Annotated in this window: 12 protein-coding genes and 1 other RNA gene; 9 read left to right on the forward strand and 4 right to left on the reverse strand. The window is 34.1% G+C overall.

The features are described 5' to 3' along the window. Positions 1–67: 67 nt before the first annotated feature. From BW936_RS12005 to BW936_RS12040, 8 genes are all read left to right on the forward strand, one after another. Positions 68–1771 (forward strand): OstA-like protein, encoded by a 1704-nt coding sequence (locus tag BW936_RS12005; RefSeq protein ID WP_076548638.1) that lies wholly within the window; start codon positions 68–70, stop codon positions 1769–1771. Positions 1772–1780: 9 nt separating this feature from the next. Beyond that, positions 1781–2956, forward strand: coding sequence for an aspartate aminotransferase family protein (locus tag BW936_RS12010; RefSeq protein WP_076548639.1), 1176 nt, complete (start codon positions 1781–1783; stop codon positions 2954–2956). Positions 2957–3060: 104 nt separating this feature from the next. Beyond that, a complete protein-coding gene (locus tag BW936_RS12015) occupies positions 3061–4464 on the forward strand; it encodes a tetratricopeptide repeat protein (RefSeq protein ID WP_076548640.1) in 1404 nt (467 codons plus the stop codon). A gap of 17 nt (positions 4465–4481) precedes the next feature. Beyond that, a complete protein-coding gene (locus BW936_RS12020) occupies positions 4482–5396 on the forward strand; it encodes a DUF368 domain-containing protein (RefSeq protein WP_076548641.1) in 915 nt (304 codons plus the stop codon). Between the two features lie 13 nt (positions 5397–5409). After that, positions 5410–6429, forward strand: a complete 1020-nt coding sequence (locus BW936_RS12025; protein ID WP_076548642.1) for a DUF368 domain-containing protein — start codon at positions 5410–5412, stop codon at positions 6427–6429. Continuing rightward, positions 6401–7153, forward strand: a complete 753-nt coding sequence (locus BW936_RS12030) for a shikimate dehydrogenase family protein (RefSeq protein WP_076548643.1) — start codon at positions 6401–6403, stop codon at positions 7151–7153. The genes BW936_RS12025 and BW936_RS12030 overlap by 29 nt, the downstream gene beginning before the upstream one ends. A gap of 148 nt (positions 7154–7301) precedes the next feature. Continuing rightward, positions 7302–9320, forward strand: coding sequence for a DUF349 domain-containing protein (locus BW936_RS12035; protein ID WP_076548644.1), 2019 nt, complete (start codon positions 7302–7304; stop codon positions 9318–9320). Positions 9321–9420: 100 nt separating this feature from the next. Next, positions 9421–10632, forward strand: a complete 1212-nt coding sequence (locus BW936_RS12040) for a sensor histidine kinase (RefSeq protein WP_076548645.1) — start codon at positions 9421–9423, stop codon at positions 10630–10632. A gap of 127 nt (positions 10633–10759) precedes the next feature. Here the strand turns inward: BW936_RS12040 and rny are convergent, their stop codons facing one another. The 4 genes from rny to BW936_RS12060 form a co-directional block, all read right to left on the reverse strand. Further along, the gene (rny, locus tag BW936_RS12045; RefSeq protein WP_076548684.1) at positions 10760–12328 is read right to left on the reverse strand and encodes a ribonuclease Y; all 1569 of its coding nucleotides are present in this window, start codon (positions 12326–12328) and stop codon (positions 10760–10762) included. Between the two features lie 49 nt (positions 12329–12377). Continuing rightward, a non-coding RNA gene (gene ssrS, locus BW936_RS12050) (6S RNA) lies at positions 12378–12488 on the reverse strand. Between the two features lie 56 nt (positions 12489–12544). Then, positions 12545–12841, reverse strand: coding sequence for a cell division protein ZapA (locus tag BW936_RS12055; RefSeq protein WP_076548646.1), 297 nt, complete (start codon positions 12839–12841; stop codon positions 12545–12547). A gap of 13 nt (positions 12842–12854) precedes the next feature. Then, positions 12855–13145 (reverse strand): hypothetical protein, encoded by a 291-nt coding sequence (locus BW936_RS12060; protein WP_076548647.1) that lies wholly within the window; start codon positions 13143–13145, stop codon positions 12855–12857. Positions 13146–13339: 194 nt separating this feature from the next. On the opposite strand from BW936_RS12060, the gene BW936_RS12065 reads away from it, so the two are divergent. Then, on the forward strand, positions 13340–15034 hold the full coding sequence (locus BW936_RS12065) for a M23 family metallopeptidase (RefSeq protein WP_076548648.1): 1695 nt from the start codon (positions 13340–13342) through the stop codon (positions 15032–15034). Positions 15035–15039 lie beyond the last annotated feature (5 nt).

Raw genomic sequence — 15039 nt, forward strand, 5'->3', positions numbered from 1 at the left:
ATCCCAAAAGTATCATAACCATGACAAGGCTCTTTTAAAATGTCCTATTTTTGAAAAAATTTTTAGGTTGAAAAAGATTTATTCCGTTGTTTTATTATTCTTTACGTGCACAATTTTGGGATACACCCAACAGCCAGCTGCTGAAGAAGAACCCAAACAAATTAATATTGTCTATGGTGCCAACTTTACAAAAAACGAAGCCAAATATCCAGGCGCATCAATTTTTAGTAAAGATACCCGTCAAGTACAATTTGAACATCAAGGAGCAGACCTTTGGTGCGATGTTGCTATTTATTACCAATTAGAAAATAGATTAGAAGCTATTGGAAATGTCATTTTAAAACAGGGCGATTCTGTTGAAATGACCAGTAAAAAAATCAACTACTTAGGAGATATAAAACTAGCAAAAGCATGGGGGAATGTGGTGCTAACAAATTCTGACATGACCTTAAGAACCGACACCTTACGTTTAGATCGCGAAAAACAAGAGGCATATTATCAAGACAACGGTACTGTTATTGATTCTACAAATACGTTAACAAGTAAGATCGGCAAGTATTTTATGGAACTTAAAAAATATCAGTTCCTAGATAGTGTACATATCAAAAACCCTAAATACACGGTAGACTCTGAGCAACTAGACTACTATCAAACATCTAAAAATGCCTACATGTACGGCCCATCTACCATTAACGGAGAAACATATAAAATTTATTGTGAAAGAGGGTTTTATGATACCAAGGTAGAAACCGGTTACGGCATTAAAAACACCCGTATTGATTATAACAACCGTATTATTGAAGGTGACAGTGTATATTTCAATAAAAATCAAGAATTTGCTTCGGCAACCAATAATATAACCGTTACAGATACTATTAACAATGGTATTATTAGGGCGCACTATGCCGAAGTATATAAGGCAAAAGATTCGGTTTTTGCCACAAGAAGGGCTGTTTCTATTTCTGTTCAAGAAAGAGATTCTCTTTATGTTCATGGAGATACCTTAATGGTCACCGGTAAACCAGAAGAAAGAGTGCTACGTGCTTTTAGAAATGCCAAATTCTATAAAACAGATTTAAGCGGTAAATGTGATAGCATCCATTCAGAACAAAAAACAGGTATCACGCAGTTGATCAAGAATCCCATAATTTGGAACGGTGCCAACCAAATGACCGGAGATAGCATTCACCTAAAATCAAACTTAAAAACTGAAAAACTAGACTCCCTAAAAGTATTGAACAATGCCTTTATTATTTCATTGGATAGTGTTAGCATGACCGGGTACAACCAAGCAAAAGGGATAAACCTTTACGGACAGTTTATTGAAAACGAATTAAAAATTATAGATTTAGTACAGAACACAGAAGTTGTTTACTACATGTATAACGATGATGATGAACTTATTGGAATAGATAAAACCGTTTGTAGTACTATTAGAATTACAATGGCGGATAATGATATAGAAGACCTTACATTTTACACAGATCCTGACGGAGATATTTTTCCTGAAAAAGAATTACCTAAAAATAGTAGAATATTAAAGGGCTTTGTATGGCGTGGCGATGAACGTATTCTAACCAAAGATGATATCTTCGATGAAGATGATAATAACTTAAAACTTGTTGTCATTAACGGAATTGACAACCCTATAGATATTGATGCCGAAGAGCAACAAAGAAGCAAAAACGAATCTGACCCGGTCAATAATATACCTACACAAGATAAAGCCACGGATCCTAAAAAATCTATAAAACCTAAAAAGGTGAAATAGCTATTTCACATGAACAAAGATTTTCTAAAATATCAAGCACAAACTTCCCCCTACCCTTTAGGTATGGAAGTTTCTCATGCCAGCGGCAGTTATATTTATGACACTAGCGGTAATGCTCATTTAGATTTTGTTGCAGGTGTATCTGCATGCACACTTGGTCATTGTCACCCAGATGTGGTAGCGGCAATAAAAAATCAGGTAGAGAAATATATGCATGTTATGGTGTATGGCGAATATGCGCAATCTCCAGCAACTATTTACACCAAATTACTTGCTGATAATTTACCTAAACCCTTAGAAGTTACCTATTTGGTTAATTCTGGTACCGAAGCTATAGAAGGCGCTTTGAAATTGGCACGTAGATTCACCGGTCGTTCAGAAATTATTGCGGCTAAATCTGCCTATCATGGTAATACCATGGGCAGTTTAAGCCTAATGGATTTTGAAGAACGTAAAAGTGTTTTTAGACCATTGTTACCAGATATTTATCATATTCGTTTCAATAACGAAAAAGATTTAGAGAAGATAACCCATAAAACTGCTTGTGTCATTTTAGAGACCATACAAGGCGGTGCCGGTTTTATACTGCCAACAAATGACTATTTAAAGAAAGTAAAAGCACGATGTACAGCAATGGGAGCGCTTTTAATACTTGATGAAATACAGCCAGGCTTTGGAAGAACAGGAAAACTATTTGCGTTTGAACATTATAATTGCATCCCTGATATTTTGGTAATTGGTAAAGGCATGGCATCTGGTTTACCCGTTGGTGCTTTTACGGCTAGCAAAGAAATTATGGATACGTTAAGTGAGAATCCTAAAATGGGTCATATTACTACTTTTGGTGGTAATCCGGTAATTGCGGCATCTAGTCTGGCAACATTAAATGCGCTGTTGAATTCGACTATAATTACCGATACTCTAAAGAAAGAAACACTTTTTAAATCGCTATTAAAACATCCGAAGATAAAAGAAATTAGAGGTAAGGGATTAATGCTTGCCTTGATCATGGATTCCCCCGAAACAGCTAATGAATTAGTTTTAAGAGCCAAAGAAAAAAATCTTATTTTATTCTGGCTTTTATTTGAAAATAGAGCGGTAAGAGTCTCTCCACCATTAACTATTTCGGAAAAAGAAATTAAAGACGGATGCGCTATAATTTTAGCCCTTCTTAACACTATGTAAATCAACGTTGTTAACTAATTTGTTAATAATATCGATTGATAACATAGCTGAAACCCCATACAAACGCTTACTTTTAAAATATCTTGTAAAACCAAAAAGTTCCTATGGCGTTAGAATCTAGCGAGAGACCGGACAAGCCAATAACAAAATTCGAGTCAATGTTAAAGACAGATGATGTCTATTTCTTTGATGCCGAGGATTTTGAAGATATTGTGCACCACTACCTAAATCATGGGAAGATTTCTTTGGCTAAAAAAGGGATTAAAATTGGTTTACAGCAGCACCCAGCTTCTACAGAATTAAAATTACTTCAAGTAGAAGTCATGGTTTTTGAAAACCAAATGGACAAAGCTGAAGCCCTTTTAGATGATTTACAACGGTTAGACAATCGTAATGACGAAATTTACATTCAACGTGCCAATATTTATTCAAAAAGAGATGACCACGAGGGTGCAATTGCATTGCTACAACAAGCATTAGGTTTTACCAATAATAGTTTTGACATTTATAGCCTTTTGGGCATGGAGTATCTGTTTTTGGACAACTTCAATAGCGCTAAAGAGAGCTTTATGAAATGTGTGGAGTTCGATGAACAAGATTATTCGTCGCTTTACAATGTAGTATATTGCTTTGAGTTTCTAGAGGATTATGATGGCGCAATTATTTACCTTAATAGTTATTTAGAAAAGAATCCGTACTGCGAAGTAGCATGGCATCAATTGGGTAAACAGTATTATCATAAAGAAATGTATACCGAAGCACTGACCGCTTTTGATTTTGCCGTCATTTCTGATGACACCTTTATAGGTGCTTATTTTGAAAAAGGAAAAGTTCTTGAAAAACTAGGTCGCTATAAAGAGGCCATTGAAAATTACGAGACAACCATATCTATTGAAGACCCAACGTCTCATGCGTTTTTAAGAATAGGAAAATGCTATGAAAAGCTGAAGGATACTGATATGGCCAAATACTATTTTTACCAAACCGTTCACGAAGATCCACTTTTAGACAAAGGTTGGCTGGCCATTACAAATCTATATTACAATAGCAGGGATTATGAAAAGGCAGTATTCTATATTAACAAAGCCTTGAATATAGATGGTGAGAATCCGCAATATTGGAAAAAGTGTGCACACATTCACATGGCCTTAAAGAATTACGACCAAGCAGATTTCGCCTTTAAACAAGCAGTAGACTTAGGTAATTTTGAATTGGATACTTGGCTAGATTGGGCAGAAGTTGTTCACATAAACGGAGAAGAAGTGGCAGCGGCCGCCATTTTAGCGCAAGGAAGAGAATTTTACCCTGAAAATTTAAAACTATTGTATAGGTCTGTAGGCTATTTGCTTCTTGCTGAAGATGCCATTAATGCCCGTATTATGTTAATGGATGCACTAAAAATTGACAAAAAGCAGAAAAAACTACACTTGTTCATTGAAAATTTTCCTGAATACGGCAAATCTGAATGGACCCAAGAAATTGTAAGAAAATACAATAAAACCTCATAGAATAGGTTCTACACTTCATGGACAACAGAAAACTTAAAGATTATACGTACATATCTCTAAAAGGTATGGCAATGGGTATTGCAGAATTGGTTCCAGGAGTATCTGGAGGTACAATAGCTTTTGTAACAGGTATATACGAAGAATTCATCACCTCTATAAACAACGTTAACCTAACGACCTTAAAAGTTTTAAAGGAGGAAGGCTTTAAAAAGTTTTGGGAGAAATTGAACGGTAACTTTCTTCTGGCCCTGGTCATTGGTATGATGATCAGTATTTTCTCATTATCCAAAATTATTGCTTGGTTATTAGAAGAACACCCTATTATAACATGGTCATTCTTTTTTGGTTTAGTATTCGCAAGCGTCATATTCGTAGCAAAATCCATTAAACGATGGAATATTCTGGCTATTTTATTATTTATAGCTGGTACAGCTAGTGCCTTTTACATCTCTACCCTACCTCCTTCTACTAGTTCAGGAAGTTTGCCTTTTATATTTCTGTCTGGCGCCATAGCCATTTGCGCCATGGTATTACCAGGTATTTCTGGATCTTTTATATTAGTTCTATTGGGCTCTTATAAAACTGTATTAGAAGCCGTAAATGAAAAAGACTTTGGCATAATTGTCACTTTTGCATTTGGTGCCGCTTTTGGTATTTTAAGCTTTGCCAGGGTTTTAAAATGGATGTTCACCAATTATAAAGACGCCACCTTAGCCGTTTTAACAGGATTCATCTTGGGTTCTTTGAACAAAATATGGCCTTGGAAGAATATTATAGAAGTTATTCAGATAGGTAAAAAAGAAATTATAATAGACGAAAATATTTCTCCTTTTTCTTTTCAGGGAGACAATCAATTAATCTATGCTATTGTTGCTGCTGTAATAGGTTTTTCTCTTATTTTTATATTGGAAAAATCTGCCTCTAAGCAGTAACGCTAAAACCTACATGAACGAAACCCGATCCTTTACTGATAAATTTTTCTTGATCGTTAAAGGACTTTGTATGGGTGCTGCCAATAAAGTACCCGGTGTATCTGGTGGCATAGTCGCTTTTGTTGGTGGTTTTTACGAAGAATTCATTTATTCATTACAAAAAGTAAATACAAAAGCTTTCAAACTGCTTATTAGTGGTAGGTTTAAAAGTTTCTATAGGTATATTAACGGTACTTTTTTAACACTCCTCATCTTTGGTATGCTTGTAAGCTATTTTAGCATATCAAAAATATTGGATTATTTTTTGGTATCTCATGAACTTTACGTTTGGGCTGCTTTTTTTGGTATGATCCTAGGTTCTATATATTATATAGGTAAAGATTTCGATTATTGGAAAAAGAAAACATTTACTGCTGCACTAATAGGTTTATGTGTTGGCGTTGCCATCAGTTTCCTTAGTCCTGCAAAAGAAAATGATAATTTACTATTTATTTTTCTATGCGGTATGATCAGTGTATCTGGCATGACATTACCCGGACTATCTGGTTCTTTCATATTAATTTTACTAGGTAATTATGTACTTCTATTGGTAGATTCTGTCAACGCATTATATGATACTTTCTCAGAATTACTAGTAGGCGATTTTAGTTTTACCTCTAATGCGGATCGCCTGCATACGTTACAAATTTTAGCGGTATTCACCTTAGGTTCCGCTACAGGTTTAGTAACACTCTCCCATGTATTGACCTATGTCCTAAAACATTACAAACATGTAACAACTGCTACTATTTTAGGTTTCATTACCGGATCATTGGGAGTAGTTTGGCCATGGAAAAGGACCATTTTTAAAACCGGAGTTAATGGAGAAGATATTTTAGATTCTAATGGAAAACGTATAATAATGAATTATGAAAGATTTCTACCAGATTTGACCACCGTAGAAAATTGGACAGCTATTTTCTTTATTATCGTTGGTATTAGTATTTTGCTACTTTTAGATTGGTATGGAAAAAACAGAAAAACAGAAAGCTAATTACGGCTTAATAGGAAAAGACATTTCTTATTCATTTTCAAGAGGATATTTTAAAAAGAAATTCGAAGTTATGGCATTGGATTATTGCCATTATCAAAACTTCGATTTACAGTCTATTTCAGAATTTCCAACCATTTTTGAAAACACCGAAAATGTAATGGGCTTGAACATTACTATACCTTACAAGGAAGAGGTAATGGCATTTTTAGATGATTTGGATTTGGCTGCAAAAAAAATAGGAGCCGTGAACACCATAAAATTCACAGATAATGGTTTAGTAGGTTTCAATACCGATGCCTACGGATTTGAGAAATCTATAGAACCCTATTTAAAAGAACATCATAAAAAAGCATTAATTTTAGGTACGGGAGGAGCATCTAAAGCAATCGCATTTGTATTGGATGAATTAGGAATTAATTTTTCTTTTGTTTCTAGAAGCGGTAAAAATAATGGGTACACCTACAATGAGTTAACTGATGGCATTATTGCTGAGCACACCTTAATCATTAATTGTTCACCAGTGGGCACCTTCCCTAATATTAAAGAAAAACCTGCAATACCCTATTCAAAAATTGGAACAGAACATCTACTTTTTGATCTAATCTATAATCCTGAAGAAACTGCTTTTCTAGCTGCGGGTAAGGCTAACGGTGCAGCGGTTTGTAACGGACATAGAATGTTAGAATTTCAAGCCGAAAAAGCATGGGAAATCTGGAACCGCTAGTTCTTCATCTACATACTTATCATTTAAATAGACGGTGTAAATTATAGGTATACGCTAGAATATTCTTAAGTCATTTAACTAAAAAGAACAATCAATTCTTTGCTAGTCGTAGGGTTGTTACTATCTTGTAAGCATATAATTTAGGATTATGTCTGAGGATAAAGAACAACAATTACCAGAGAATTCAATTGAGGAAAAAACTACCATCGCAACTACTGAAAACAAAGTAGAAAAAACGGTTAATCCTACAGAAGAATCAACAACATTACAAACAGAACCTGCAACTGAATCTAATGAAGATACAGCCAGTGCCGATGTAATGAATGAAATTGACGATTCTAACGCAGAAGATGCAGAAGATACCCATACCGAAAAAAGGCATGAGATACCTATGCCAGATTATCATGAGATGAGCATGGAAAATTTGGTAGGAGAATTACAACGTTTGGTAAAGAATGAAAAGGTCCAAGCCATTAGAAAGCATGTGGATACCATCAAAGACGAGTTCAATCAAAAATTTGATCAATTCTTAGAGGAGAAAAAAGAAGAATTCATTTCAACCGGTGGCAATGAAATTGATTTTAGATATAATTCTATAGATAAACAACAGTTTAACGAAGTTTACTCAGAGTACAGGGATAAACGTAATCAACATTACAAAAGTCTAGAAAAAAGCCATAAAGAAAATCTTGCTTATAGATTAGATTTAATTGAACAATTAAAAGCCTTGGTCAATGTAGAAGAAGATATTAATACAACCTACAACAACTTTAAGGATATACAGGCTAAATGGCGCCATGCAGGCCCAATACCTCGTGCAGACTATAACAATGTTTGGAAAACCTATCACCATCATATTGAAATTTTTTATGATTTTCTTAATATCAATAGAGATTTAAGAGACTTAGATTTTAAGCATAATTTAGAAGAAAAAGGCAAAATAGTTGCTAGAGCCGAAGAACTTTCTAAAGAACCAGATTTAAATAGGGCATTTAGGGAACTACAAGTGCTACACAAAATCTGGAAAGAAGATTTAGGTCCGGTAGGCAAAGACCACAGAGAAGAAATTTGGGATAGATTTAGAGCTGCTACCAAAATTATACATGAAAGAAGACAGGACTATTTTAAAAATCTTGATAAAATAAAAGAAGAAAATTTAGAACGTAAAAATGTTATCATAGCTGAAATACATATGCTTAGCGAAAATATTTCTAGCAATCATGGTACATTACAACAACAGATTAAAAAATTAGAAGAGCTAAGAGATTCTTTTTTCAAAGCAGGTCAAGTACCACAAAAAGTAAATTCTAAGACTTGGAACAGTTTTAAGTCCGCCGTTCGTTCGTTCAATCAGAATAAAAATGCTTTTTACAAGAATCTTAAAAAAGAACAACAAGAGAATTTAGATAAGAAAAGGGCTTTATTAGAAATTGCAGTATCATTAAAGGATAGTGATGATTTTGACACCACAACTTCAGAAATGAAGCGCATACAAGGTCAGTGGAAAAAAATTGGTCATGTACCAAGAAAGTACTCTGATAAACTATGGAAGGAGTTCAAAACAGCATGTAATCACTATTTCGACCGCCTAAATGCGCTTAAAAATGATGCCTTTAAAGAAGAAGAGGCTAATTTTAAACTTAAGGATGAATGTATTGACCGTCTTAAATCATTTGAATTAAGTGGTGATAAAACCAAGGATTTAGAAACCATCAATAAGTTTTCTGAAGAGTGGAAAACGTATGGAAGAGTTCCTTTTAAGAAGAAAAACATCAATCAGAAATTCGATAAAATTATCGATGCTTTATATCAAAAGTGTGGTGTTAGCAAGCAAGAGTCAGAGTTGTTGAAATATGGAAATAAAATTCAGCAATTAAGTGATAACGATAATCAAGAACGTGCTATACAAAATGAACGTGCCTTTATCAGAAAGAAAATTGATGAAAGTAAAGATGAGATTAGGCAATTAGAAAACAATCTACAATTCTTCTCCAATGCTTCTGAAAGCAATCCGCTGGTGCAAGATGTAATTAAAAGAGTAAACCAACACAAAGAATCCTTAGCTGCTTGGAAAGCTAAATTAAAGAAGTTAAATATCTTAAAAAACAACTTAACCAAAGAAGAGGATGAAGCTGAAGAAACAGCAGATTCTAAAACTGAAGAATAGCTATAACTTAATTAAGGAAAACATATAAGATTTCCATAAATTGAACGTTATTACTGTAAGAAAATACTTACTATTAAAACTAAGTAGTTAGCTACCTAAAATGGTTACACCAAAAATACCGAATAACGAAAAACAAAGGCTTAAAGCATTAAAAAGTTTTAAAATACTTGATACATTAGAAGAAAAAGAATATGATGCCATAACCCGTATTGCCTCTGATATTTGCAATACACCTATGGCACTTGTTTCTTTCATTGATGAGAATCGGCAATGGTTTAAATCTCATCATGGTATAGATGCTACAGAAACCCCCAGAGATTTAGCCTTTTGCGCACATGCCATAAACACTCCAGATTCCTTATTGGTGGTAAAGGATGCCAACAAAGATGAACGATTTTTTGATAATCCGTTGGTAACCGGCGGTCCAACCGTTCAATTTTATGCCGGCGCACCTTTAAATACTAGTGAAGGTGAATCTATAGGCACTCTTTGTGTTATAGACACCATGCCAAGACAGGAATTTACAGAAAAACAACAAGCGTCTTTAAAAGATTTAGCCGATCAAGTAATGGCGCAATTAGAACTTAGAAGGCAAAATATACAGCACAAGATTGTTAATGAAGAACTACGCATAAAAAACAATCAGTTAAAGCAAATTTCATATCGAATGGCACATGATATGAAAACCCCGTTATTGGGCATTAGTTCTATGATTAGCTTTATTAAAGAAGATTATACTTCGTTTTTTAAAGATACCAAAATACCTAAGTATTTAGACATTATAAATACTAGAGTTGAGTATATGGAGTCTTTGATCACTGGTATTAACAACTACAACTCAATAACTAATGCCGAGATTAACTTGAGAAAATTTAATATCTCAAAACAAATAAAAAGTATACTCAGCAAACAACCTGATAGTGAATCTGTTTCCTTACTATTAAAAAATTGCGACCACAACATAGAACATTCTATAAATAGCTTTGATCAAATATTTAGAGACTTAATAGCTAACAGTATAAAGTTCACCAATAAGTCTACCGTTGAAATTAAAGTTTCATTCCACGAAGATGAAAATACCTATTTCTTTACCTATGAGGATAATGGACCAGGAATACCTGAGAAATACTGGAAAAAGGTATTCCTATTATTTGAAAAACTTAGTATAGAAGGTGCTACCGATACGGGTATTGGTTTAACAACCATAAAAGAGCTCTTAGAAAAGCTAGGAGGTACTATTACTATTGGCAAACGTGATGACGATAAAGAAGGTGTGCTTTTTAATTTTACACTTTCTAAAAACCTCTCATAAATGATTATAAGATCATGAAACCTATAATCTTGCTTGTTTTGGAAATTACTGAACTAAATAAAGCTCTAAGTTAGACATAAAAAAAGCCGCTATATATAGCGGCTTTTTCATCATTATTAAACTATGATTATTTAGCAACGTTAACTGCTCTTGTCTCTCTAATAACAGTAACTTTCACTTGACCTGGGTAGGTCATATCTGTTTGTATTTTCTGAGAAATTTCAAAAGACAATTGTGCCGCTCTGTCATCATTAACCTTTTCACTCTCAACGATTACTCTAAGCTCTCTACCCGCTTGTATAGCATAAGCTTTTTGTACACCACTAAAACCAAATGCAATCTCCTCTAGGTCTTTTAAACGTTGAATGTAAGAATCTAACACTTGCCTTCTTGCTCCCGGTCTTGCACCACTTATAGCATCACAAACTTGAACTATAGGCGCTATAAGCGTTTTCATTTCAATTTCATCGTGGTGCGCACCAATAGCATTGCATACCTCGGGCTTCTCTCCAAACTTCTCTGCCCACTGCATCCCTAAGATCGCGTGTGGAGTTTCAATTTCATTTTCTGTATTAGGAACTTTTCCTATATCATGTAAAAGTCCGGCTCGTTTAGCTATTTTAGGATTCAATCCTAATTCAGACGCCATAACACCACAAAGTTTCGCAACCTCTCTAGAGTGTTGTAATAAGTTTTGACCGTAAGAAGATCTATACTTCATTCTACCAACTGCACGTATCAGCTCTGGATGTAGACCATGAATACCAAGATCGATAACCGTACGTTTTCCAATTTCAACAATTTCAGTTTCTATTTGCTTTTCAGTTTTCTTAACAATTTCTTCAATTCTTGCCGGGTGAATTCTTCCATCCGTCACAAGTTTATGAAGTGAAAGTCTTGCAACCTCTCTTCTTACGGAATCAAAGCAAGAAAGTATAATAGCTTCTGGCGTATCATCAACAATAATTTCAACACCGGTTGCAGCTTCTAAAGCTCTAATGTTCCTACCTTCCCTACCAATAATCCTACCTTTAACATCGTCAGATTCAATATTAAAAACAGAAACACAATTTTCAACAGCTTCTTCTGTACCAATTCTTTGAATGGTATTGATAATGATTTTACGGGCTTCTTGTTGCGCGGTAAGTTTAGATTCTTCCACAGTAGACTGAATAAATGCCATTGCATCTGTCTTAGCAGTTTCTTTTAAACTCTCTACCAATTGGTTTTTAGCCTCATCTGCAGAAAGTCCAGAAATAACTTCTAACTGTTGAATTTGGCTTTTGTGCATTTTATCCAACTCCTCATGACGCTTTTCAAAAAGCTGCTTTTTTTGCTCTACATCTTTCAGCTTATTATCTAACTGAGAGTTCATATTCTTGTTCTTCGCAAGTTCACTACTTACTTGAGACTCTTTATCTCTAGTACGCTTCTCTGCATCGTTTATCTTCTTATCCTTGTTATGAATAACCTTCTCATGTTCAGCTTTTAATTCTAAAAACTTCTCTTTGGCCTGCAAAATCTTTTCTTTCTTGACACTTTCTCCCTCAGCATTTGCATCTTTTAATATGCGTTCAGCATCTTTCTTTGCATTTATTATGGTTTTAGAGGCTTTCCCTTTTTCCAAAAATTTTGCTATCGCAAAACCGATTGCCAGCCCAACTATTGCGGCAATAATTATCATTGTACTATCCATAGTGTAATTTATTAATAAAAAAAAAGCCCACATTGGAGAAGTTTTGATCAAACTCCGGTAAACAGGTTTAGGGCTAACAGACTGATCAAGGATCCCTATACAAGTAGGGCTTGCTTTTACAATCTAAACTCACCCTTTTTAAAAAAAATAAATGTTGAGTTTGTCAAAAGGTATTACCAATGTGGGCAGTAACTTAATATATTTATAAGAACGTCTTTATTTAAAAGCTAATTTAGATGTCACCAATTCTTCAAGCGCTTTCAAACGCTCTTCAGCTTCTTTGGTACCTTCTGTTTGCTCTATGCCATTCTGCTCTATCTTTGACGCAAATTGTAAGGCGCACATGGCCAAAACATCTTGTTTGTCTCTAACTGCATAATTCTGCTCAAATTTTTTAGCCAACTGTTCTATATTTTTAGCTGCTTTTCGCAAACCTTCTTCCTGAGCAGGATCAATAGTCAATGGGTAGACCCTATCAGCAATAGAAAGTTTAATTTTGAGCTTTTCTGACATATTATTATAAACATTACTCTGACAATTGGGCTATACAATGATCCAACTCTCGTATTAATGTATTTATTTTAAGCTTAGCTTCTGTTTTATTTGTATTACTGCCAAGCATTGAATTTGCTAGTTTAAGTGAATTATATTTTTCTTCCCATTCAGATACCGTCTTACTGGTATTTTCTTGTGAAGACTTTATATTCCTTAATTCTTTTTCCAACTCAATATTAGTATTGTTTAAAACTTCAAGTTTATGCAACAATTTGCTAATTTTATTTTCTAGAGAATCAACGATTTTAATTAACTCGCTCATACATTACAATCAATGCGATTTACACAAAGTTAACATACATTATATGACTTAGCAATAGTTTTGTGAAATATTCGTAAATCGACCCATCATAAATTTAAGAATACATTACCATAAATTCTTTATAATAATTTTAGCGTGCCCAACTTCATGGAATTGTTATCGATTAATTATTTTCGCAATATTCCTATCTACCTATGAAAAAAATATCCCTTAGTCTGTTATTATTATTATTTTGCTTTAATCTTTTCGCACAAGAAAATTATCCAAAAGATGCTTTTGCTCCACCAATGGATATCCCTATTATATTAGCGGGTACATTTGGCGAGTTGCGCTCCAACCATTTTCATTCTGGCGTTGATATTAAAACACAACAGCGAGAAGGTATTCCAATAAACGCAATTGGTGATGGTACTATTACCCGTATTAAAGTTTCTCTTTGGGGTTATGGTAAAGTGCTTTATATTGCTCACCCAAACGGGTATACTTCTGTATATGGTCATTTGCAAAAGTTCTCACCTACTATTGAAGCATACATTAAAAAATTACAATACCATAAAAAATCTTTTGAAGTAGAGGTATTTCCAGATTACGGAGAATTGAAAGTATCTAAAGGGGAACTTATTGCCTATAGCGGTAACACTGGTGGTTCTGCAGGTCCGCATTTACATTTTGAAATAAGAAGTAGTATTTCTGAAAAACCTACAAACCCATTAATGTATGGTTTAGATGTAGCCGATGCCACAAATCCTATCCTAGAAAAATTATTTATATACCCTTTAACAGATAAATCTCACGTCAATAGCAATTATAAAAGAACACAGATAAACTACAGTAAACAAACTGATGGTACGTTCTTAGCAAATAAGGTAACCGCCTTAGGGGATATAGGAATCGGGTTTATTGGTTTTGACAGGCTAGATATGGCTGCTAACAAAAACGGTGTATATAGCGTGGAACTTAGTGTAAACGGCAAAGTGTATTCACTTTATGATTTTGAATCATTTTCTTTTGGAGAAACCAGATATATAAACACGCTAGTGGATTATGACTATTATGGCAGATACAGACAAAAAATTCAAAAAAGCTTTAAGTCTCCAGGTAATAACCTGAGTATTTATAAAAAATTATATAACGATGGTAAGGTTAAAATAAACGAAGGCTTAAGCTATACCGCTAAATTATTGATTAAAGATTATGCGGGAAATAAGACAGAAGTTAATATACCTATTGAAGGAGTAAAGAATGTATTGGGCAATAAAAAGGTTGTAGAAAAAACAGACCATTACGTGATTGCTAAAAAACCTAATAATTTTGATTTAGACGGTGCTAAAGTTTATTTTCCTACAAATACGTTTTATGAAGATTTTTATATCGATTTAAAAAAAGGAAAAGATACCGTTACCATACATACCAACACCGTACCTGCACATAGAAACTTTACGATCAGTTTTGATGTTTCTAAATATTCACAAGAAGAACGAAAGCAATTGTTTATTGCAAGACTAGATTCTAAACTTAGGCCACGCCACGCAAACACATACAAACGTGGCAATGAATTTACAACAAGAACACGTAATTTAGGTACGTATACTTTAGCCAAAGATTCTGTTGCACCAACCATTAGAACTAGAAACTTTAAAGAGAAGCAGTGGTTAAATAATTATAAGTACCTGAGTGTTCAAATTGCAGATGACTTAAGTGGTGTGGACAAATACGCTGCAACTTTAAACGGAGAATGGATTTTAATGGAATACGAACCTAAGCGCAATACGTTGACTTATAATTTCGATGATAAGATTGCGGATCAAACGCAATGTGTGCTTGAAGTTACCGTTACAGATAATGTAGGTAATACAAATACCCTCAGCACCACTTTTTACAGAAAATAATATAG

The sequence above is a fragment of the Maribacter ulvicola genome, from assembly GCF_900155985.1.
Taxonomy (GTDB): domain Bacteria; phylum Bacteroidota; class Bacteroidia; order Flavobacteriales; family Flavobacteriaceae; genus Maribacter; species Maribacter ulvicola.